Source organism: Halovivax limisalsi (genome assembly GCF_023093535.1).
Taxonomy (GTDB): domain Archaea; phylum Halobacteriota; class Halobacteria; order Halobacteriales; family Natrialbaceae; genus Halovivax; species Halovivax limisalsi.
This window is the reverse complement of the sequence record NZ_CP095757.1, coordinates 2,148,684-2,170,123: the sequence shown is the minus strand read 5'-3', so window position 1 is coordinate 2,170,123 and position 21,440 is coordinate 2,148,684. Positions and strand designations below refer to the sequence as shown.

Sequence of the window (21,440 nt, the reverse complement as noted above, 5' to 3'; positions counted from 1 at the left end):
CCGCGAGTCCGCGGACCCCGGCCGGACGGGCGACTCGATCACTCGATTCGCGAGAGTTTGCCGTCGACGGCCAGCTTGCGACGGTAATTGACGACGACGTGGGCGGCGCTCAGGAGGACGAACGAACAGACGACGATCGCGGCGAGGATCGACATCGAGACGGAGTCGAGGGGGCCCGCGCCGACGGCGCCGGCGCCGATCAGCGCCAGGCTGGCGAGGCTCACGGCGACGTACCACCGGTCCCACCGATCCGTGTGGTGGGTGTCCGTGTCGAGGTACATCACCAGCAGGTCGGCGTTGTCGGCGAGCTCGATCAGCCCTCGATCCTGGTCGTAGTCGATGATTCCGGCGTCGTCCATCTTCGGCAAGTGCGTCTGGTAGAGGGCGACGTAGACGCGCTTTCGTTGGTCGGAGTTTAACGCCGCGACCGTCGTATCGTTCTCCCAGGCCGCGATCTGCTCGGCCAGCTCGCCGAGCGTCACCGTCTCCTCGGCCTCCAGCAGGTACTGCAACACCTCCCGACGCCGCCGGTTCTTCAGCAGTTCGAAGATGACGTCTTTCGAGAGACCGTCGGCTCCGTCGTCCTCGGTGACCGACGTGATCTCTTCGGGCAGGGACGTATCGACGGACGCCATCACTCGAGCCCCTCGTCCGGTCGCGGACGGTCGACCCGACAGCCGTGTCGATTCCCTGTCGGTTCGTTCGGCGGGCGCGGGACTGCGCTGGGACCCCTGCGGCTCTCGATCGAAGTCACGTATGACACACCAATTGGTGTCCCAACGGTGAAACTCTTAAACACCCCCACGTTTTGCACCGCTTGCAATGGTATTTCGGGGGCGTACGTTTCGATACCCCGAGCGTGCGTCCGATACGCCGAGAGCGTCGAGAGCGGCTCCGCCGGCCGAGCGTCGACCGGGTCGCCCCGAGTGGGTCGTCGGCGAACCGGGCTCTCATCCCCGTTATATCCCGTTATTCGCCGATGCCTGGGCCTGGCTCCCGACGACCGCCAGCGTCCGATCCGATCCCCCGCGGGCGGGGTCGGCCAGCTCTGTTCGGATCGTTCCATCAGCCGAAGCATCACGCCGGGGTGTCAAAAGTCTGATCGACAGTTCTCTGACGCAAGCGCCCATTACGGGCCGTACGAACTAGTTTCACCGAGCGGGACGGCGAGAAACCCTTCGATTCGACCGTCTACGCTCGGTTTACGGCGGCGACGCACGTCCGTCCGTCTCTGGCCGCCGTTCCCGGTCGGCGAGCGGGCCCGCCATCCCCGCGAGCGTGAGACCCCATCCGAGATGCGCGCCCCACGTCCCGTTCGAGCGCGGGGCCGCCGTTCGCCCCGGAGACGGCGGGTCCCGCGGGCGGTGGCGAGCCGGCGGAACCACCGTCGGTAAGTGCGTGTTTCCGGCGAAACCATGCAAACCCCTTACAGTGAGTGCCTGGGTCTGCCAATACACTGATGACACGGACCGTAACGAACAACCTTTCGGAGGAAACGACGACCGGGGAGGGACAGTGTCCGGACTGCGAAACCGACACGGTCGTCCACGATCCGGATCGGCGCGAACTGGTCTGTGACGAGTGCGGGCTCGTCCTCTCCGACGAACCGATCGATTACGGCCCGGAGTGGCGAGCCTTCGACGCGCGCGAACACGAACAGCTGTCGCGGGTCGGCGCCCCGCTCACGCAGTCGATGCACGACCGCGGGCTGACGACGACGATCGACTGGCGCAACCGCGACGCGAACGGGCACTCGATGGACGCCGCCAAGCACGGGCAGATTCACCGCCTCCGGGTCTGGCAGGAGCGAATTCGAACGAAAAACGCCGGCGAACGCAACCTGAAGTACGCCCTGAGCGAGATCGACCGGATGGTGAGCGCGCTCGGCGTCCCGAACCCCGTCAAGGAGACCGCGAGCGTGATCTACCGCCAGGCGCTCGATCGCGACCTCATCCGCGGCCGGTCGATCGAGGGCGTCGCCACGAGCGCCCTCTACATCGCGTGTCGAAAGGACGGGATTCCCCGCAGCCTCGAGGAACTGACGGCGGTCTCGCGCGTCGAACAGCGCGAGATCGGGCGAACCTACCGCTACATCGCCGACGAACTCGACATCAACCTCGAGCCGACGAATCCCCGACAGTTCGTCCCGCGGTTCTGTTCGGATCTCGACGTCAGCAGCGACGTCGAATCCAGAGCGGTCGAGATCATCGACGAGACGACGGATCTCGGACTCCACTCGGGGAAGTCGCCGACCGGGTTCGCCGCCGCCGCGATCTACGCCGCCGGCCTGCTCTGCGAAGAGACGATTCCGCAGCGTGCGGTTGCCGAGACGGCCCAGACCACCGTCGTTACGGTTCGAAACCGCTACCGCGAGCAGCTCGAGGCCATCGACGAGTCGGCCGCGGTGTAGCGAACCGACACCCGTCCTACGTCCTGTCGTATTCGAACCGAGAGTAGTCGAACGCCGTCACATGATCGATCGCTCGTCCTCGGCGTACGCCGACTCGTCGATCAACGCGTTGAGCGCCCCGTAGGGCACGAACGCCACGAACTGATCGTCCTCGTCGAAGAGTTCGACGCCTTCGTCGGCGTGTTCGTAGCTCGCACAGACGATCTGGCCTTCCGGGAGGAGTGCCCGATACATACGACCACCTACGCGAGCAACGGGAATAGGCGTTCCCCACGAGACGAACGCGGTGACAACGCACCCGTCGGCGAATCGATCGACCGGCGGGGCCGAGTCGATCGGCAAGCGGCGTGCCGAACGACGTCAGTTCGGGACGCCGTGCGAGACGAAACCCGTATCCGGGCCACGCCAGTACGGTCGTGCGTGACGGAGCAACCGCCAGGAGACCGCGAGCCGTCGGGCGCCGACGGGGCTGGGCGTTCGAGCGAATCCGATGGTTCGACGGCCGGCGAGACGGGTCTGGACGCCTCCGACGGAGCCGAGTTCTCGCTCGCCGACTTCCACGACGCCTGTCAGCAGGCCGGCCGGCCGGTCCTCACCGCCGACGCGCTCGCCCAATCGATCGACGTCACGCACGAACGGGCGAACGAGTACCTCGACGCACTCGAAGCGCGGAACGAGGTCTCGCAGCTCAACGTTCGATCGGATCCGATCGTCTGGTACCCGACCGAACTGGAGGACCTGACCGAGCGCGAGCGGGCCGTCGTCTTCCCGAAACGCCGCGAGATCGTCCTCGATCAGCCCTCGCAGTTCACCCGCGCGCAGCTCACCCAGTTCGCACACCTGACCGACACCAACGGCGACGGCGGCTATCGCTACGTCGTCCGGCCGGAGGACGTCTGGCAGGCCCCGCACGAGGACGTCGAGGGACTCCGGCGAACGGTTCGGCAAGCCCTGGGAGCGACGAACGAGGCGCTCGAGTCATGGATCGAGAGCCAGTACGACCGCGCCCGGCAGTTCCGCCTCTACACGCACGAGGAGGGCTACACCGTCCTCGAAGCCCGATCGCCCGAGATCATGGGGAACGTCGCTCGACAGACGCTCGACGACACGCACGTGCACGCCCCCATCTCCGAGACGGAAGACTGGGTCCGCGAGGGGAGCGAGGCGGCCATCAAGCGCCTGCTCTACGAGGCGGGCTACCCCGTTCGTGACGAACGGGATCTCGCGGGCGGGGCCGAACTCGACTTCGAACTCGACGTCACCCTCCGCGAGTATCAGCGGACCTGGGTCGACCGGTTCGCGGACGAGGGCTCGGGCGTCCTCGTCGGCCCACCGGGCAGCGGCAAGACGATCGCCGCGCTGGGCGTGATGGAACGCCTCGGCGGGGAGACGCTGATCCTGGTGCCGAGTCGCGACCTCGCGCGCCAGTGGGCCGAAACGATCGAGGCGAACACGGACCTCGATCCCGACCAGATCGGGCAGTACCACGGCGGGCAGAAGGCGATTCGCCCGGTCACCATCGCGACCTACCAGATCGCCGGCATGGACCGTCACCGGCGCCTGTTCGACGACCGCGAGTGGGGACTGGTCGTCTTCGACGAGGTCCACCACGTCCCGAGCGACGTCTACCGCCGGAGCACGCACCTCCAGTCGCGCTACCGTCTCGGGCTCTCCGCGTCGCCGATCCGGGAGGACGACCGCCAGTCGGAGATCTACTCGCTGGTCGGGCCGCCGATCGGGACCGACTGGAACGCGCTGTTCGACGCCGGGTTCGTGGCCGAACCCGAACTCGAAATCCGCTACGTCCCCTGGACCGACGACGAGGAGGCCAACGCCTACGGATCGGCCGAGGGCCGCGAGCGCTACCGGATCGCCGCGGAGAACCCGGCGAAGATCGAGGAGATCAGGTACCTCCTCGCGGCGCACCCGGACGGCAACGTCCTCATCTTCGTGGAGTACCTCGATCAGGGTCGCGAGATCGCGGAGGCACTCTCTGTCCCGTTTCTCAGCGGCGAGACGCCCCACCGCCGCCGCGAGGGCCTGCTCGCGTCGTTTCGCGACGGCGACACGCCCGTCCTCGTCGTCTCGCGCGTCGGGGACGAAGGGATCGATCTCCCGACGGCGGATCTCGCCATCGTGGCGTCGGGACTCGGCGGCTCACGACGGCAGGGAACCCAGCGAGCGGGCCGGACGATGCGTCCCGCGGGCGGCTCGCTCGTCTACGTCCTGGCCACGCGGGGCACGCGAGAAGAGGAGTTCGCGAGACGACAGCTGCAACACCTCGGTCGAAAAGGCATCACCGTCCGCGAGGAGACCGTCGATCGCGAGCGGGACGAGTCGGCGGCTGCGGACGAGGGAACGACGAGCTGAGTCTCGATAACCCGGCTTCCCGGTACTACCGGTGAGCTTCCGGGATGAAGTCGGCCGTCTTCATCTCCCGGTAGGTCGAGCACTCCGGACAGGCGTGCACGACGTCGCGATTGTCTCCGAAGACGCGCGCGAACTGTCGCGTGACGCGGTTGTTACAGTTGACACACCGGGGGGCCGAGGACTGCGTTTCGGTCTCCGTCTCGAGCGGGGTCCACTTCGCGCCGTGATTCGTCGGCATGATTCACGGGATGCGACAGAACGGTATTTATTATGCGTCCCATACCAGCGAGCAACACAGTCGCTCGCAGTGACCGGTTCCCTCGACCGACTCCCCACGCCGTCGAACGGCGCCCGCCGAAATCGCCCGCTACGTACGTCAACGCGAGCGATAATCGGTCATTTCCGACAGTATTCGTTCCGTTAACGTCGGGATTCGAACGCCGTTCGGTCCGCCAGTGCTCCCGAAATCGGGCGGCCGTCGCGTCACTCGACGGTGACGCTCTTCGCGAGGTTTCGCGGCTTGTCGATCTCTCGGTCCAGCAGCGAAGCGGCGTGGTACGAGACGAGCTGGAGCTGGATCGTCGCGAGGAGTCCCGAGAGGATCGGGTGGACGTCGGGAATCGCCAGATGTGCGTCTGCCAGCTCGATCGCGTCGTGGCCTGGCGGACAGATCGCGACGACGGGCGCACCGCGGGTCGTCGCCTCCGCCGCGTTGGTCCGCGTGACGCCGTCCTCCTCGCCCGTGAAGATGGCGTAGACGGGCGTCTCGGGCGTGACGAGCGCGAGCGGACCGTGTTTGAGTTCGCCGGAGGCGAACCCTTCCGCGTGCTCGTAGGTGATCTCTTTGAACTTGAGCGCACCCTCCTTCGCGACCGGATAGCCGTAGCCGCGGCCGATGAAGAAGTAGGCGTCGCGGCCGTGGTACCGAGTGGCGATCGAAGCGGCGGTGCTCTCGTCGACGATCGACGAGACGTGATCGGGAAGGCGCTCTAGCTCGCGGCAGAGTTCCTCGTGAGCCAGGCCGGACGTGCCGGTCGAGTCGACGGCGATGCGGTGGGCCAGCAGCGAGAGCAAAACGGCCTGCGAGGAGAAGGTCTTCGTCGCCGCGACGCCGATCTCCGGGCCAGCTCGGATGAACAGTTGCTGGTCCGTCTCCCTGGCGGCGCTGGAACCGACGACGTTCGTCAGGGCGAGCGTCCGGGCGCCGTGTCGCTTCGCCCAGTCGACGGCGGCCAGCGTGTCGGCCGTCTCGCCGCTTTGCGTGACGGCGATCACCAGCGTCTCCTCGTCGATCGGCGGCGCCGCCAGGCTGCACTCGTTCGCGAGGATCGCCGTCGCGTCGACCCCGGACCGACGGAGCGCCACGGTGCCGTACTTGGCCGCGTGGTACGACGTGCCGCACGCGACGAGGACCACGCGTTCGACGTCCGCGAACGAGTCGAGGTCCTCGAGCGCGATCCGGCCCGTGTCCGCGTCGTACCGGCCCTCGATCGCCTGGGCGAGGGAGGTCGGCTGCTCCGTGATCTCCTTTAACATGTAGTGGTCGAAGTCGCCCTTTCCGGCCTCACCGGCGTTCCAGTCGACCGTCTGCCGGTCTCGACGCGCGGGCGTCCCCGTTCGATCCGTGATCCGAACGCCGTCCGGCCGAAGGACGGCCACGTCCCCGTCCTCGAGGTACGTGACCGTATCGGTGTATTCGAGGAACGCGGGGACGTCGCTCGCGAGGAAGTAGCCGTCACCGGCGTATCCGACGACGAGCGGTGAGCCCTGCCGCGCCGCGTAGATCGCCGTCGCGCCGTCGCAGATCGCAGCGATAGCGTAGCTCCCCTCGAGTTCGTCGACGGCGCGCCTGAAGGCGGCTTCGGGCTCGAGTCCGCGGTCCAGGTGCTCGTGAACGAGGTGCGGGACGACCTCCGTATCCGTCTCGCTCGTGAATTCGTGCCCGGCGTCGCGGAGGCGAGCCCTGAGTGCGGCGTGGTTCTCGATGACGCCGTTGTGGACCACCGCCACGTCGCTGGTCGCACAGGTGTGTGGATGCGCGTTCTCGTCCGTGGGCGGCCCGTGCGTGCTCCACCGAGTGTGACCGATGCCCAGCGATCCTCCCAGATCGGCGCCGTCGATCGCCTCCGCCACGGTGTCGACCGTCCCCGAACGCTTGACGATCTCGATGCCGGCGCCGTTCCGAACGGCGACGCCCGCGGAGTCGTAGCCCCGATACTCCAGGTTCTCGAGGCCGGTCACGAGCGGTTCGATCGCTTCGCCGCGCCCGATGCGACCGATGATGCCGCACATCAGCGACACCTCGCGCGCGACCGTTCCACGACGTCACCGACGAGGGCCGACCACCGGCGGTTCCGTCCGCCAGCCCGACCGTCCGTCGCGGTCCCGGGCTGCGACGATGGCGGTTCGCCGGTTCCGTCCGCTGGATCGATCGTCCGTGCTGCCACCGAACGTGCTCTCATACCCTCCGAGAACGAATCTCGTTCCATTACTATAGAGCGACTACGCCGGCGCGTACGACCGGTTCGAGGTGCCTATAGGCGGGACCGGTTCGAACCGATTCCGGCCACGCTGCGAAGACGACAGTTGGAGCCGTCGTCCGCGACGGCGACGGTCCGGAACGGCCGACGGGGCGACCGTGGGACGGCTCGGCTCGGGCGCGGTACGACGCAAGGAACGCGTAACCGATCGCCGATCGTGACCGTTCGAACGCTAGCACTGAGACGCGTGTCGGCGGTAATCGTGCTACGACGCGTGCGGCAAACCGACACGGTAGCGGTTTTCCTTACCAGCCCACAACCGGTCTCGACCGTATCGAGGTGGCGCACTCGACCGGGTCGTCGGTCGGTGGACTCGCCCTCTCGATGGAGGAAAGATACGGAGAGGCGAAGAGAAAGCCGAACCTGACCACGCTAGGCCGGCCAGTCTTCCTCAGGCCGGCTCCTCGAAGGGACCGTCGAACGACGACGCGCACAGTTCGCTCATCGCCCGGCGGAGACGCTGGGAAATTGCAGATTTCGAGACGCCGAGCGCCGCCGCCAGTTCGTCCTGCGAGATGCCCCTCGGAACGTCGAAATATCCCTCCTGGTACGCGACGGTCAGCAATTCCTGCTGTTTCTCCGTGAGACCGAGCAGGGGCGACCCCGCGAGGTCGGCGGTTCGCAACTGCGTGACGCTGACCGAGATGTCGCGTCCCTTGCACTCGTCGTTGAACTCGATCAGCGCCTCGCGCGTCGGCAGCCGGAGCTTCAGGACCCACCCAGTCGGCGTGATGGATGCGTCGCGAATGCGACCGCACCGATCGGCGACGGCGCCGTCGATCGTCAGCGCGCTATCGGTGACCTGGACCCGATAGATCAGCCGGTCGTCCTGGCGTTCCACGAGGAGCGGATCGGCGACCGTCGGATCGGCCGCCAGGGCCGTATCGAGAACGGACACCGAGTCGGCCTCGATCGAGACGAACTGGTAGCGCCGGCCATCGCGCGTGGCCCGGTTTTCCGGGACGATCGTCCCCTCGCCGAGGCGTCGCAGCGTCGGCCGCAACAACAATCGATCGTGGTCGACGTGGACTTCCGCGACGATTCCGGGAGCGTGCGCCGAGTCCGCGCGGGCCATCGCGCCGTTGTGGGCGTCCGTGCTCATCGCGACCGCCTCCGCGGGGGGTTCGACGGTCGTAATCGGACGTTACGGGGAGGGTAACGGTCTGTTTCCCGGTCGAGATTCATAGATGCCGCTTACCGCCGCGGCCACATCGGTCCACACGCTATATGCCCTCGCGATGCTGTGACGGACGCTATATGTATTCGGAGAGCCGACAGCTGGAGCGCAGTATACGATTGGTTACCGACGGCCACCGGGCCGATCTGTGCGAGTAATGGGGTGCTTCGAATCCGTTCAGTCGTCCTCGAACAGCGCTTGGAAGACGGCCCGCTCGGCGGCCCGGAAGTGCCGGGCAAAGGTCGGCTGCGAGATGTCGAGCCGTTCGGCGACCTCTTCGCCCGAGTGTTCGCGGGGCCACTCGAAATAGCCCGCCGCGTACGCGGTTCGCAACACCTCGCGCTGCCGGTCGGTCAGTGCGGAGAGAACGTCTTCGCGACCCGTTCGGTTCGTCGGCCCGGCGGGCCTTCGAGCGACGAGTTCGAGGCCGGGGACCTCCGCCCGGAGGTGTTCGACGAGCGACCGAACGGACCGATCGCTCGGTATCGAGACGAAGACGCGCGCGTCGGCGCCCGGCTCGACGGAGTGAAGCGTCCCGCCGAACGCGGCGATCGCGTCCGGAAGCGTTGGTCGCTCCAGTTCGACCTCCAGTCTGTTCGTATCGTCCGACGGACGGACGCGTACCGATCGGGCCGTCGGTTCGGCGCGGAGCGCCTCGGCGACGGGTTCGCCGTCAGCCCCGGAGACCGTGAGATAGACCGTCGTCGCGTCGGCTCCGCTCGCTGCCGCCTCGACGGTGATCGACGCGTCCGCGGTTACGGCCGCCCGCGAGAGGACCTCGGCGTCGGGCGGAACGGCGAGCTCGAGTTCGAGGCGATCGCCCGAGAGCAACGCCGCTCGACGGTCGATCGAGTCGATCGCGACGCCGACCGCCGCGGCCGCGACGGTCGCGAACCGCACGAACCGCTCCGTCGGTTGCGATCCGGACGCGAAGTAGATTCCGAGCGCGCCGTGCGAGAGCGACCGACCCGCGATCGGGACCGCGACGGCCGAGGACAGGTCGTATCGACGGAGCTGCCGCCGATTCGACGCGTCGTCCCGATCGGCGAGATCGTCGACGACCCGCGGCTCGTCGGCTTCGATCGCCCCGAGGATCGCGTCGACCGCCGGGGATCGGCCACTCGATGACAGCACCGCGGCGAACTCGCTCGCCGGCCCGGCGGTCGCGCGAACGTCGACGCCGTCGTCGGCCGACGACGCGACGACCGCGAGGCCGACCTCGTCGATCGCGGCGAGGGCCTCGCAGACGGTCGACTCGACGCTGGACCGGTCCGGTGCGGACCGGATCGAGCGCCCGATACGGTCGAGTCGATCCAGTAACGCCTCGCAGGCGTCCAGTTCGGTTTCCGCCCGCTCCCGACCGGCGGTGAGGGATTCCCGCGCGTCGCGTTCGTCGAGCCGATCGAGCGTCAGCGCCCCGACCGCACCACAGAGCGTTCCCAGCGTCGTTCGGGTGCGCGCGGTGGCGTCGGCGACCGATCCGTCGAACGAGCCGCTGGCCGACCCTCGATCCGGAAGCGAGCGGCTGCTCGAGCCGGATTCGACACCCGCGCCGGGGGTCGACGGCGGCGCCGAACGGGCCGATTCACCGTCGCGCATCGACCGATCGTGATCGACGGCCGCGACGGTCCGTCGGTCGTCTCCAGCCGTGAGCCCGTCGCCGGCGATGATCACCGCCGATTCGCGAATCGGTACGGCGAGCGCCGTGGCGAGGGTCACCTCGTCGTCGATCGGAAGCGGATCGGCCACGTCGAGCGCGGTCGCGCGGTCGTCTCCGGAGGCCGTCACGCGATCGAGATCGAGCCCGATCGGGATCGGCTCGATGGGGGAGCCATCCGTCGCGTGGGAGACCGGCTGCAGGTGCGAATCGGACCGACGATACCACACGGCGTACTCGACGGACAGGGATCGGCGAGTGGCATCGAGGATGACGTCGCGGGCGTCGTCGCGCCGTTCCGTCCCGCGAACGTCGGACATGGCGTCGCTCACGACCCCGATTCCGTCGAGTAACCGGCGCGTTTCCGTCACGTCACGTCCGACCAGAATCGCCTCGTCACCGTCGAGCGGGACGACCGAGAGTTCGACGATCGATCCGTCGGGGGTCTTCCAGGTGATCGGGTCGACGCGGCGGACCCGGGACCCGGCGCGAGCGAGGATGCGCTCTGCGACGTCGGCGCCGAACACCTCCGCGACGGTGTGGCCGACGACGGTCTCCCGATCGGCGTCCGCGAACGTTCGGGCGTTCGCGATCGCGATCCGATCGGACTCGATCACCGCGGCGAGGGCCGGGACGGCGTCGAGGAGGGAGCCGAGTCGCTCGAGGCGAGTCCGCATCGCGTCGGATTCCGTTCGATCGCGTTCCTGTGCGACGATTAGCGTCGACTCCCCGTTCGGGTAGGCGCGAACGGCGAGGGCCCCACCGTCGGACGGGCGATCCACGACGAACGAGACCGGCTCGCCGCGTTCGCGCGCCTCGGTCAGCCGCTCGAACCAGGTGTCGACGGTCGACGGCGGGAGCCGATCCCAGATGGATCTCCCCGTTCCGTCGGCGGAATCGACATCGAGGAGTGCCAGACCCGCCTCGTTGCCGGCTTCGAGGAGCCACGCGTCGTCGACGACGAACGCCGGATCCCCGATCCGTTCCAGCAGTCCGCCGACCGAACCGGCGGCGGCCGAGTGCTCGCCCGTTCGTGGCGATTCGATCGTCCAGACCAGTCCGTCGACGACCGGATCCTCGAGGCGGTTCACTCCCACGACGCGATGGACGCGGTAGCGCTCGTCCGCGTGCCGGAGTCGACAGGAAATCGATCGGCGAGCCCCGATCGACTCGTCGGCCAGCGCCGTTTCGGTCGCCTCGAAGTCCGACCGGTCGGCGGGGTGGACGAGGGCCGAGAGCTTCGTTTCGACGACCCCCTCCGGCGCGAGGCCGATGGTGTCGTCGATGCCGTCGCTCGCCCACTGAACGGTGCCCTCGCGACTCGTCAGGAGGGCGACGCTCGTCGCGCTCAGCAGGGATCGACACCGATCGAGGCGCTCGCGTGCGGCCGCCCCCATCGTCGAGGACACTCTCGCACGCACGATTCCCGGTGGGGCGTCCGCAGGAAGGACGTCGGTCGCCCCCGCTGCGATCGGATCGATCGTCGGGTCGTCGGTGACCGCGAGGATGGGCGTCTCGGTCCCCCGTCGCAAACTGGCGAGCGCGCGCTCAAGCTCGTCCGCCGGATACGCACAGAGCAGACAGTCGACCATCGACGCTCGGGAACGGGCCTCCTCGAGGTCGGAAACGATCGCCACCGAATCGTCGCCGAATTCGCGCTCTAAAATCCGTCGTATCCCGCGGGTTCGGGTCGCCGGACCGACGACGAGGACGGCCACGTCGTGCAGGGCGGGATCGGGTCGCCACTCCGACACGTCACCACCACCCCCGGTCCCTCGGTGGACCGCCGGACGCTCGCGGCTCACACGCGGGACGGCGCTCGACGACTCGAGACGCACCGGGAGACCGAGCCGCATCGAGCGTACACGCATCGGACGATCCGGCCCGTCCACGTGATCGTTCGTACACCGTTCCGGGGTTTGACCCACCTCGCGTTAATTAGCCGGACCGTTCCCCGGGGTAATCGTGGACTATCGGCCGGCTCGACCGACTGACAGCTCGTCGAGCGGTCGCCCTTCGGCGGTGGTCGGGCTCGTTGTACCGATATCCGGGGCGGCCGCGTCGAACACCAACCTCCCCGCGTCGATCGGCCGTCGGGGACACGCAAATGGCCGCGAGAACGCGTCCGATGGTCCCGGGAGCGCGTCCGACCGTTCGGTCGCGGACCGAACCGAGGGATGGACCCGTCGCTACTCGGCCGACCGGCGACGTATCGATCCGATAACTAACTCTCACACCGCCATAACGGGCGCGCATGTCCGGAACGAACGAGCGAGCAGTCGAGGTCGGCTGTCCGCACTGCGAGACGCCGGTCGCGGCCCGCGTGCCACCCGGTCCCGGGATCGTCTCGACCGACGATCGATCCGAGCAGCGCCTGCAAGGGACGAACGCTCGCTGTCGAAACTGCGGCCATCCCGTAGAAGTATATTACTACTGACCCACGCCGGACGCGGGTTCGTTTCCGAATCGAACTGATTCGACTGACGAGGCGATCATAGCCGGGGAGCCGTTCGAGGTACCCGGCTCCGTTCGGCGAATCGATCAGCACCGGAAGCGCCTCGAGTTCGATTCGGACTCGGTCGGAGTCGCTCCCCGTAGCCGCTCGGCTCGTCTGCGCACCCGCGAGGAACACGACCGGCCCGATCGACCGAACGTCCGCCCGTTCGGACTGACCCGGCCGCGGGAGGACCGGTCGGTTCATCGCCCGACCGGCTGCCGTCGACGAGTTACTTCGGCCTCGGTGTTCCCGCACGTTTAGCCGCCCGGCAAATGCAAGCGGGCGAGGAACCGGTCGCGACCGGGATTGAGTACCTGAATGCGAACACCCGATCAGGCGGCGTCTTCGGATCGAACGAGACGAACGGACGCCGAGCGGCGGCGCGCACTCGACGCGCTCGAATCCTTCGACTCGGTCGTCCTCGTCTCGAACCGGGAACCGTATCGCCACCGGTACGACGAGCAGGGGACGGTGACGGTCGATCGGCCGACCGGGGGGCTGACGTCCGCGCTCGATCCGGTGCTCCAGCGCGTCGGCGGCACGTGGATCGCGTGGGGCGACGGCGACGCGGACGAGGACGTCGTCGACGAAGCGGACTGCGTAAGCGTACCGCCGTCCGACCCCGCCTACACGCTCCGTCGACTGTGGCTGGACGAAGACACCGTCGACGGCTACTACGAGGGCTTTGCCAACCGCGTCCTGTGGCCGCTCTGCCACGGGTTCCCCGAGCACGTCGAGTCCCGACCGGGCGATTATCGGGACTACCGCGACGTCAACCGTCGGTTCGCGACCTGCGCGACGGACCACGCGGAGGCGAATTCGCTCGTCTGGCTGCAGGATTATCACCTCGCGCTGGCGCCCGCGTACATCGAGGAGACCGCCCCGCCCGGAACCACGGTCGGACTGTTCTGGCACGTACCGTGGCCGAAACCCGACGAGTTCGGCGCCTGCCCGGGCGCGGTCGAACTCCTCGACGGGCTGCTCGGCACGGATCTGCTCGGCTTTCACGTCGCCTCGTTCGTCGAGAACTTTTTCGAGTGCGTCGAACGGTTCGAGCCCGACGCGAGCGTCGATCGCGACGCCGGGGTCGTGACGCTCGACGGCGACCGAACGCGGGTGCTCGCCACACCGCTCGGTATCGACGCCGACGACCACGCTCGCACGGCGCGATCGCTCGATTCGGCCGGCCGCCGGACGGTCGAGTACGAGGAGCTGGATCGCACCCCGTCGGACCAGGTGACGGTGCCGAACTCGATCACCGAACGTTCGGACGACGGCGCGGACCGCGAACGCCTCTCGGCCCACCTCGCAATTCCGGAGTGCGACGCGCTCTGTCTCGGCGTCGACCGGCTCGATTACTCCAAAGGGATACTGGCGCGCGTGGAGGCGATCGAACGACTGCTCGAACGCGAGCCCGGGTGGCGGGACTCGCTGGTCTTCGTCCAGTCTGCATCGCCGAGCCGGACGAACATCCCCGCCTACAGCGAGTACGGGGACGCGGTTCGGTCCGCCGTCGACCGGGTGAACGATCGATTCGCGAGCGGGACGTGGCGACCGATCGTCTACACGGAGGACTACCTGCCCCGCTCGGCGCTGATCGAACTCTACCGGCGCGCCGACGCGCTGGTCGTCTCCTCGAAGCGCGACGGAATGAACCTCGTCGCGAAGGAGTACGTCGCCGCCAGCGTCGACGATTCGGGCGCGCTCTGTCTGAGCGAATTCGCCGGGGCGACCGAGCAGCTCGGCGACCTCGCCTACACGATCGACCCGACGGATATCGACGGGATGGCCGCGACGATCGACGCGGCGCTGCGAGCCGACCCGGACGAACGTCGCCACCGAATGCGCCGGATGCGCCGGCGCGTTCACGATCGGAGCGTCGACTGGTGGATGGCGAGCCAGTTCGAAGCGCTCCGCGACGCGCACGATCGGACGCGACGCTCGTCGTCGACGCCAGCGACCGGCGAACCGTGATGACCGACGCGATCGAAGACGCCGCGACCGGTTCCGGTCCGCGCGCAGCCGAAACTGGCGATCGCTCGCGGTCGTCCGCGCCGCGTCCGGTCGAGGCTCACGACGATGCGCTCCGACGCAGTCTCGCCGAGGCGGCGCACGTCCTCTGTTGTCTGGACTTCGACGGAACCCTGGCGCCGATCGTCGATCGGCCGGACGAGGCCAGGATGCTGCCGGCGAATCGGCGAGCCATAAAGGCGCTCGTCGATCGCCCACACGTCACCGTCGCCGTCGTCAGCGGCCGCGAACTCGGCGACCTCGAATCCAGGGTGACGTCGTCCGTCATCCTCGCCGGCAACCACGGCCTCGAATGCTCTCGACCGAACGAAGCGAGGACCGGCGGGCAGCGGACGGTCCACCCGATCGCGCGGGCCGCCAGACCCCGGATTCAGTACTGTTGCGGCCTGCTCTCCCGGACGCTCTCCGGATTTCCCGGCGTCAGCGTCGAGTACAAGGAACTGTCCGGAACGGTCCACTACCGGAACGCGCCGCCGGGGCTCGAACCGGTCGTCGACGCACGCGTTCGGGCTATCGTCGACCGGTACGGCGCGGGCAAACTCGACGTCTCCGCCGGTAAAGCCATCGTCGAGTTCACCCCGTCGATCGATTGGGACAAAGGGAGCCTCGTCGAACTGCTCCAGCGCGACAGTCCGGCCGGGACGGTGACGCTCTTCGTCGGGGACGATACCACCGACGAAGACGCGTTCGAGGTGGTCGAACCCGACGGATACGGGATCCTGGTGGGAGACCCGCGCCCCTCGGCCGCCTCGCTCCGACTCGAGCGGCCGGCGGCCGTGGCGCGGTTCGTCACGCGGCTCGACCGGACGCTCGTCCGACCCTCCGGCGACCTCGAACCGGCGAGATCGAATCGCCTCGAACGCACGTGATCGCGGCTCCGGTCGCGCGGTGACCGTGACCTCGAACGTGCAGTAATTTCGATACCGAATGACCCCTCACTGCGACCCGAATGGGCGCGATCACTGATCCGCACCAGTGGGAACCGAGCGCCGAGCTTCGTGCCGGAACGAGAGAACGCAAGCGCAGTTCGGTCGATAGCCCCTCTGTATCATTCCCTGCCGAAAAATTGCACAATACGGAACGCAGAAGCCGTGTGGAGCCTAAATTAGTATACCTAATAGCTATTAACGTGCCAATCTTCGAGCCGAAAGAGTTTATCACCATCGGAAACAACATGGGGTATCGGACGTCACTACCATGAAACTCCGACAACCAACTGACTTCCTGATTCTGGAAGCGCTCGAAGCCGAAGGTCGCAACGTCGCTACGAATTTGGCCTCCCACACTGGGAAAAGTCGAAAGAACATCAACACCCGACTTCCCGTGCTGGAAGACTACGGACTGGTCGATAAGATCGGCCCGGCGGAACGGTCGGGACTGTACGAGATCTCTCAGCAGGGGAAAGCGGCCCTGCTCTATCAAGACCAGTACGACGAGGTCGACGACTTCGAAGCCCTCATCGAGGGCCCGGAGGCAGCTACGGGCGAGGGAGCGGCCCAGGCCAGTTTTGCACGCGGCGAGGATGCCGAGCAGGACGAGGAATAGGCCGCGCGCGAAAGCGGTATCGAGAGGCGTGTTCTTAGAGGGATCTGTACGCGTACTGTGCTAACGTACGACGGGCGCAGTCGCTAAACGCGAACTGGAGGCGACGCTTCTCGGCGGGAACCGCCGTCTGATCCGTCCGCCTGCTCGTCGGGCGCGGCTCGCGTCCCCGACACCGACCGCGAGTGACATCGTGGTCGTCGCTCCAGGCGTACGTCGAGAGCATCGGCGTCGCGATCGATTCGTCACCCCGTCGGTAGTGCGCTCCGTGTTCGTGTCTTAATCCGAGCGCGTGGCCGATCTCGTGGAGCAGGACGTGCGCGCTGAACGCGCCCGGAGAGAGCGCCATCGTCTCGGCGTCGGGTTCGAAGCCCGCGAGGTGCGTCGCGCCGCCGACGGCGGCGACGTGGGAGATCGCGTAGCCGGTCGGCGGGTCGTCCATCCGGCTCGTCGTCACAAGCAGGTTCACGTCCCACGGTGCCCCGACGGCAACGTTCGTGGCTCGCCCGCGACCGACCAGTCGCGGCCACTCGCCGCTGGTGACCGCTCGCGCCGCGCGCTCGGTCGAGAGCGAAACCACACCGCCGTCGTAGACCGCCACGTCCCAGAACGGATACGCCATCGTCGATTCGACGAGCGATCGAACCGACCGGAACAGGCCCCGCTCGCGATCGGCCTGTTCGGAGCGGAACACGCGGATGCGCACCGTCTCGGATCCGCGTCGACCGGCCAGCCCGAGGACGGCTGCCGATCCGACGGCGCCGATCGTCGCGACGAGCTGACGGCGATTCACGGCACACCGTTGGCTCCGTCGGTCGTAACGTTCCGCCTGAACATCCTCAGACGTTAGGTGTATCCACAGTCGTTCGTCGTCGCGGGACCTGCCGATCGACGGGCGTCGTCCGCCGACGGTCGGCGATCCAGACGCCGCGGCCGTCGGATCTGAGTTCGATCCACGACGGCAGCGAAGCGGTCGGTACCGGGGACAACGACAGGAGGAGCCCGTCCGGGCGTTCGACGAGCAGCGTCGCCGACGTCGAGCTCTCCAGACACCGGCGCCACGTGCCCGCGGCCAGCCGACGGTCGATCTGCCACCGCGTCCGATACCGGCCGTCGCTACACCGGTAGACCGCACGCGGACGATCACCCACGTCCGCCACCCCCAGCGCGGATGATCGGCACCGACCGACGCCTCGAACGCCGTACTCGCGCGACCGGACCGCGCCACCGCTGCGACCGACCGGCACCACACGGGATACCGGCGGAACCGGTCCCGTTCCGTTCGGCAGTACCGGAGAGATCGGTCCCACGCTCGCGAGACTTGCCGCCGTCGGAGAGAGTCACGGGTTCGATACGGTCACCGCAACCGATTCGTTCTTCGCCTTTACAGTCACGCGTTCTTTACAATCAGCGCCAGCGAACGGTCTCGATCACGTTCAGATTAGACGCCGAGAGCATCAGGTCGCGGTGGACGACGATCGCGAACCGGGGCGTCGTCAACCCCAGGGGACCGCTCGGCCGACCGAACAGTCTTTGTACGACCTCGCGTGAAGGTCCGATCGAGCATGCACGTGACCGTCAACGCCGCGATGAGCGCGGACGGGAAGCTCTCCACCCGCGAACGCGTCCAGCACGCGATCAGCGGCGAGGCGGATTTCGACCGCGTCGACCGCCTCCGGGCCGACGCGGATGCCGTGGTCGTCGGCGTGGGCACCGTCCTCGCGGACGATCCGAGCCTCACCGTCAAAGACGCCGATCGCCGCCAGGCGCGAGCTGACGCCGGACGCGAAGCGAATCCCGCCCGCGTGGTCGCCGATTCGACCGGTCGAACGCCGGCCGACGCGGCCGTCCTCGACGACGACGCGGACACCTACCTTCTCGTGAGCGAGGACGCACCGGCGGATCGCCGCGCGACGCTCGCGGCCGAAGGAGCGAACCTGATCGTCGCGGGGACGGAGCGCGTCGACCTCCTCCGGGCGTTCGCCGCGCTCGAGGACGCGGGACTCGAGGAGGTGCTGGTCGAGGGCGGCGGCGAACTCTGCTTCTCGCTGTTCGACGCCGGGCTCGTCGACGACCTCTCGACGTTCGTCGGCCCCACCGTGATCGGCGGCCGCGACGCCCCCACGCTCGTCGACGGCGCTGGATTCGTCGAGTCGTTCCCGGAACTCTCGCTCGACGGCGTCGAGGAACTCGACGACGGCGTCGTCATTCACTGGCAGGTGGCACGATGACGGTCGAGTACTGGCAGGTGATGCGATGACGGTCGAGTACTGGCAGGTGGCACGATGACGGTCGAGTACCGGGCGGTGAGTCGATGACCGTCGACTCGGCCGCGGACGTCCGGGCCGTCGCCCGCACGTACTTCGAAGACGCCTCGCCCGCACACGACTGGCGCCACGTCCGCCGGGTGGAGCGCCTCGCGACTCGCCTGGCCGCCGACCGCGACGACGTCGACGAGCGAGTGCTCGAACTCGCCGTCTATCTCCACGACATCGGGCGGTCGCGCGAAGCCGACGGGCGGATCGAGGACCACGCGGCCTGGGGCGCCCGCGAAGCGCGCGACGTCCTCGCCGCGTTTCCGGACGAGACGGTCGAGGCGGTCTGTCACTGCATCCGATCACACCGGTACTCGACCGACGTCGAACCGGAGACGGTCGAGGCGCGACTCCTCTCGGACGCCGACAACCTCGACGCGATCGGCGCCGTCGGCATCGCGCGAGCGTTCACCCACGGCGGCGAATTCGGCCAGCCGATCCACCCGGACCGGTCCGACAGCGAGTCGGACGCTGCGGGGACGTCCCTCGAACATATCGAATCGAAACTGCTCTCGCTTCGCGAACGGATGTACACCGACGCCGGCCGTCGGGTCGCGAACGAGCGCCACGCGTTCGTCGAATCCTACCTCGATCGCCTGGAACGCGAACTCGCCGGGGCGGATTCGATCGACTGACCGTCGCGACGTCCGGCCGCCGGAGTCGCGAACGGGACGGATTCGTCGTCGCCCGGAGACGACCCGGCCGAATTTCGGCGTCGGGCCCGGACCCGCTGGAGGAAGCCCGCTTTCGGGGCGTTTATGCTGATCCGTCGCCGTCCCACGGACATGTCACTGGCAGCCCAGACCCGCGCCGCCGTCGAGGACTATCCGTTCCTCGTGGACGCCCTCCGAGCGGGCGTCTGTAACTACACGGCCCTGGCCCGGTTTCTCGACGTCGACGGCGAGGTCGACGCCGTCGCGACGGCGCTTCGTCGCTACGCCGAGGACCTGCCACCGCTGGAGTCGACCGAACGGGACGTTCGAGTCACGATGCAAAGCGGCATCGAACCGGTCGAGCGGCAGGACGAGACGCTCCTCCAGGTCGGCGAGACGCGACTCGGAGCCGGCGCCGGCGACCGAACGGCCATCGTCGCGAGCGGCGAGGTGGACGCGACGGGGGTTGCCACCGCGATCGAGCGGTGCGCCCTCGCCGACGTCGAGGTGCGTACCGCGGCGTTCGATGCCGGGTCTGCGGCCGTCTTCGTCGTCCCCCGGCGCGACGGCGCGAACGGCCTCCGGGTGATCGAATCGGCGTTCGCGTCGGTGCCGACGTCCGGGTCGTAGACGGGTCGAGCTGCGCGAGGACACTGCCCGGCCCTAGCAAGTCTGTCGCGACGGGCCGGGATCGATTCCGTCCTGTCGGCCGTGCATCCAACGGTTTAACTGTCCGCCGCGGAAAGAGGGGTCCAATGACCCTGCACGTGACGAACACGTTGACGGGCGAACTGGAGCCGTTCGAGCCACGGGATCCGGACGCGGTCTCTCTGTACTACTGTGGCCTGACGGTTTCCGACCCGCCCCACCTGGGCCACGCGCGGTCGTGGGTCCACGTCGACGTCATGCACCGGTGGCTCGAACACCTGGGCTACGACGTCCACCACGTCGAGAACTTCACCGACGTCAACGAGAAGATCGTCGCCCGGGTCGGCGAGGCCGACCTCGGCTCCTCCGAGAGCGAGGTCGCTCGCAGTTACGTGACCCGAACGATCGAGGACATGCGCTCGTTGAACCTCCTCCGGGCGGACGTCTATCCGCGCGTCTCCGAACACGTCCCCCAGATCATCGACCTCGTCGAGACGCTCGTCGAGCGAGGGTACGCCTACGAGTCGAACGGATCGGTCTACTTCGACGTGACCGCGTTCGACGACTACGGCGAGCTGTCGAACCAGACGATCGAGTCGATCGAGTCCCAGGGCGATCCCGACGAGCGCGCCGAGAAGCGCCACCCCGCGGACTTCGCCCTCTGGAAGGCCGGCGGCGTCGAGCCGGAGACGATCGAGGAGCACCGCCACGAGGAGGCCGCGCCGGCGATCGAGGCCTGCGAGACGGCCCAGACCTGGGACTCGCCGTGGGGCGAGGGCCGCCCCGGCTGGCACATCGAGTGCTCCGCGATGAGCATGACCCACCTCGGCGAGACGCTCGACCTCCACGTCGGCGGACGCGACCTCGTCTTCCCCCACCACGAGAACGAGATCGCCCAGTCCGAGGCCGCCACCGACCGCCAGTTCGCGCGCTACTGGCTGCACTGCGAACTCTTCGAACTCGACGCGGAGAAGATGTCCTCCAGTCTCGGAAACTTCGTCACCGTCGAGGACGCGATCGAGCGCCGCGGGTCGAACGTCGTCCGGACGTTCCTCACCGCCGGCTCGTACAACTCGAAGCAGGTCTACAGCGAGGAGGCCATCGAGGAGGCCGAAGCTCGGTGGGAGCGGCTCGAACGCGCACACGACCGCGCGGTCGAGGTCCTCGACTCGCCGGACGCATCGTCGACGGCAGCCGACGAAGCCCTCCGGAGTGCGGTCGACGAAGCCGTGTCGGCGTTCACCGACGCGATGAACGACGACTTCAACACGCGGGAGGCCCAGACGGCGCTGCTCGACCTGGCGAGCGCGCTGAACCGCCACCGGGAGGACGCCGCCGAGATCGACTACCGGGGGCTCAAACGCGGTATCGACGCCCTCGAGACCTACGGCGGGATCCTCGGCCTCTCCTTTACCGGTGAGACGACCGGCGACGTGGAACTGGCGGGCGACCTCGTCGAGCTCCTCCTCTCGGTCCGCGAGGCCGAACGCGAGGCCGGAAACTACGACCGGGCGGACGAACTCCGCGCGGAACTGCAGGCGCTGGGGGTCGAGGTGCAGGATCGGGACGACGAGACCGAGTACCAGCTACCGTAACGCGT

18 protein-coding genes are annotated in these 21,440 nt (G+C 68.0%); 10 read left to right on the top strand and 8 right to left on the bottom strand.

The genetic code is table 11. From position 1 onward, the window contains the following. Nucleotides 1–38: 38 nt before the first annotated feature. Nucleotides 39–635: a DUF7344 domain-containing protein gene (locus MXA07_RS09905; protein ID WP_247728445.1), complete on the bottom strand. Its 597-nt coding sequence runs from the start codon at nt 633–635 to the stop codon at nt 39–41. An 824-nt stretch (nt 636–1,459) separates the two neighbouring features. On the opposite strand from MXA07_RS09905, the gene MXA07_RS09900 reads away from it, so the two are divergent. Next, complete coding sequence (locus MXA07_RS09900) at nt 1,460–2,410, top strand: transcription initiation factor IIB (protein ID WP_247728444.1); 951 nt, start codon at nt 1,460–1,462, stop codon at nt 2,408–2,410. A 57-nt stretch (nt 2,411–2,467) separates the two neighbouring features. On the opposite strand, the gene MXA07_RS09895 is transcribed toward MXA07_RS09900, so the two are convergent. Next, on the bottom strand, nt 2,468–2,644 hold the full coding sequence (locus tag MXA07_RS09895; protein WP_247728443.1) for a hypothetical protein: 177 nt from the start codon (nt 2,642–2,644) through the stop codon (nt 2,468–2,470). Nucleotides 2,645–2,830: 186 nt separating this feature from the next. On the opposite strand from MXA07_RS09895, the gene MXA07_RS09890 reads away from it, so the two are divergent. Continuing rightward, entirely contained in the window at nt 2,831–4,780 is a 1,950-nt protein-coding gene (locus tag MXA07_RS09890; protein WP_425492151.1) for a DEAD/DEAH box helicase, read from the top strand. A 25-nt stretch (nt 4,781–4,805) separates the two neighbouring features. Here MXA07_RS09890 and MXA07_RS09885 read toward each other — a convergent pair whose 3' ends face one another. From MXA07_RS09885 to MXA07_RS09870, 4 genes are all read right to left on the bottom strand, one after another. Further along, entirely contained in the window at nt 4,806–5,018 is a 213-nt protein-coding gene (locus tag MXA07_RS09885; protein WP_247728442.1) for a DUF7563 family protein, read from the bottom strand. A gap of 245 nt (nt 5,019–5,263) precedes the next feature. Further along, the gene (gene glmS / locus MXA07_RS09880) at nt 5,264–7,072 is read right to left on the bottom strand and encodes a glutamine--fructose-6-phosphate transaminase (isomerizing) (RefSeq protein ID WP_247728441.1); all 1,809 of its coding nucleotides are present in this window, start codon (nt 7,070–7,072) and stop codon (nt 5,264–5,266) included. 639 nt (nt 7,073–7,711) lie between these two features. After that, nucleotides 7,712–8,422: a helix-turn-helix domain-containing protein gene (locus MXA07_RS09875; protein ID WP_247728440.1), complete on the bottom strand. Its 711-nt coding sequence runs from the start codon at nt 8,420–8,422 to the stop codon at nt 7,712–7,714. Nucleotides 8,423–8,674: 252 nt separating this feature from the next. Next, on the bottom strand, nt 8,675–11,908 hold the full coding sequence (locus tag MXA07_RS09870) for a bacterio-opsin activator domain-containing protein (protein WP_247728439.1): 3,234 nt from the start codon (nt 11,906–11,908) through the stop codon (nt 8,675–8,677). A gap of 500 nt (nt 11,909–12,408) precedes the next feature. Between MXA07_RS09870 and MXA07_RS09865 the strand changes: the two genes are divergently transcribed. The 4 genes from MXA07_RS09865 to MXA07_RS09850 all read left to right on the top strand — a co-directional run bounded on the left by MXA07_RS09865 (nt 12,409) and on the right by MXA07_RS09850 (nt 16,227). Continuing rightward, the gene (locus tag MXA07_RS09865) at nt 12,409–12,591 is read left to right on the top strand and encodes a hypothetical protein (RefSeq protein ID WP_247728438.1); all 183 of its coding nucleotides are present in this window, start codon (nt 12,409–12,411) and stop codon (nt 12,589–12,591) included. A 378-nt stretch (nt 12,592–12,969) separates the two neighbouring features. Continuing rightward, nucleotides 12,970–14,625 (top strand): alpha,alpha-trehalose-phosphate synthase (UDP-forming), encoded by a 1,656-nt coding sequence (locus tag MXA07_RS09860; RefSeq protein WP_247728437.1) that lies wholly within the window; start codon nt 12,970–12,972, stop codon nt 14,623–14,625. Beyond that, nucleotides 14,625–15,551, top strand: a complete 927-nt coding sequence (gene otsB, locus MXA07_RS09855; protein ID WP_247728436.1) for a trehalose-phosphatase — start codon at nt 14,625–14,627, stop codon at nt 15,549–15,551. The genes MXA07_RS09860 and otsB overlap by 1 nt, the downstream gene beginning before the upstream one ends. A gap of 328 nt (nt 15,552–15,879) precedes the next feature. Continuing rightward, a complete protein-coding gene (locus tag MXA07_RS09850; RefSeq protein ID WP_247728435.1) occupies nt 15,880–16,227 on the top strand; it encodes a winged helix-turn-helix transcriptional regulator in 348 nt (115 codons plus the stop codon). Between the two features lie 34 nt (nt 16,228–16,261). Here MXA07_RS09850 and MXA07_RS09845 read toward each other — a convergent pair whose 3' ends face one another. Then, entirely contained in the window at nt 16,262–17,017 is a 756-nt protein-coding gene (locus MXA07_RS09845) for a zinc metalloprotease (RefSeq protein ID WP_247728434.1), read from the bottom strand. A gap of 46 nt (nt 17,018–17,063) precedes the next feature. After that, nucleotides 17,064–17,375: a hypothetical protein gene (locus MXA07_RS09840; RefSeq protein ID WP_247728433.1), complete on the bottom strand. Its 312-nt coding sequence runs from the start codon at nt 17,373–17,375 to the stop codon at nt 17,064–17,066. A 414-nt stretch (nt 17,376–17,789) separates the two neighbouring features. Between MXA07_RS09840 and MXA07_RS09835 the strand changes: the two genes are divergently transcribed. The 4 genes from MXA07_RS09835 to cysS all read left to right on the top strand — a co-directional run bounded on the left by MXA07_RS09835 (nt 17,790) and on the right by cysS (nt 21,435). Then, nucleotides 17,790–18,455, top strand: coding sequence for a 2,5-diamino-6-(ribosylamino)-4(3H)-pyrimidinone 5'-phosphate reductase (locus MXA07_RS09835; protein ID WP_247728432.1), 666 nt, complete (start codon nt 17,790–17,792; stop codon nt 18,453–18,455). A gap of 83 nt (nt 18,456–18,538) precedes the next feature. Then, nucleotides 18,539–19,174: an HD domain-containing protein gene (locus MXA07_RS09830; RefSeq protein WP_247728431.1), complete on the top strand. Its 636-nt coding sequence runs from the start codon at nt 18,539–18,541 to the stop codon at nt 19,172–19,174. A gap of 150 nt (nt 19,175–19,324) precedes the next feature. Further along, nucleotides 19,325–19,822, top strand: a complete 498-nt coding sequence (locus tag MXA07_RS09825) for a DUF7523 family protein (RefSeq protein ID WP_247728430.1) — start codon at nt 19,325–19,327, stop codon at nt 19,820–19,822. Between the two features lie 125 nt (nt 19,823–19,947). Continuing rightward, nucleotides 19,948–21,435 carry a cysteine--tRNA ligase gene (gene cysS / locus MXA07_RS09820; protein ID WP_247728429.1) on the top strand — a complete coding sequence of 496 codons (1,488 nt, stop codon included), beginning with the start codon at nt 19,948–19,950 and terminating at the stop codon, nt 21,433–21,435. Nucleotides 21,436–21,440: the final 5 nt, after the last annotated feature.

Bases quoted from the DNA above. Each gene is read 5' to 3' on its own strand.
- MXA07_RS09905 (WP_247728445.1), bottom strand. From the start codon at position 635: ATGGCGTCCGTCGATACGTCCCTGCCCGAAGAGATCACGTCGGTCACC.
- MXA07_RS09900 (WP_247728444.1), top strand. From the start codon at position 1,460: ATGACACGGACCGTAACGAACAACCTTTCGGAGGAAACGACGACCGGG.
- MXA07_RS09895 (WP_247728443.1), bottom strand. From the start codon at position 2,644: ATGTATCGGGCACTCCTCCCGGAAGGCCAGATCGTCTGTGCGAGCTAC.
- MXA07_RS09885 (WP_247728442.1), bottom strand. From the start codon at position 5,018: ATGCCGACGAATCACGGCGCGAAGTGGACCCCGCTCGAGACGGAGACC.
- glmS (WP_247728441.1), bottom strand. From the start codon at position 7,072: ATGTGCGGCATCATCGGTCGCATCGGGCGCGGCGAAGCGATCGAACCG.
- MXA07_RS09875 (WP_247728440.1), bottom strand. From the start codon at position 8,422: ATGAGCACGGACGCCCACAACGGCGCGATGGCCCGCGCGGACTCGGCG.
- MXA07_RS09865 (WP_247728438.1), top strand. From the start codon at position 12,409: ATGTCCGGAACGAACGAGCGAGCAGTCGAGGTCGGCTGTCCGCACTGC.
- MXA07_RS09860 (WP_247728437.1), top strand. From the start codon at position 12,970: ATGCGAACACCCGATCAGGCGGCGTCTTCGGATCGAACGAGACGAACG.
- otsB (WP_247728436.1), top strand. From the start codon at position 14,625: ATGACCGACGCGATCGAAGACGCCGCGACCGGTTCCGGTCCGCGCGCA.
- MXA07_RS09850 (WP_247728435.1), top strand. From the start codon at position 15,880: ATGAAACTCCGACAACCAACTGACTTCCTGATTCTGGAAGCGCTCGAA.
- MXA07_RS09835 (WP_247728432.1), top strand. From the start codon at position 17,790: ATGCACGTGACCGTCAACGCCGCGATGAGCGCGGACGGGAAGCTCTCC.
- MXA07_RS09830 (WP_247728431.1), top strand. From the start codon at position 18,539: ATGACCGTCGACTCGGCCGCGGACGTCCGGGCCGTCGCCCGCACGTAC.
- MXA07_RS09825 (WP_247728430.1), top strand. From the start codon at position 19,325: ATGTCACTGGCAGCCCAGACCCGCGCCGCCGTCGAGGACTATCCGTTC.
- cysS (WP_247728429.1), top strand. From the start codon at position 19,948: ATGACCCTGCACGTGACGAACACGTTGACGGGCGAACTGGAGCCGTTC.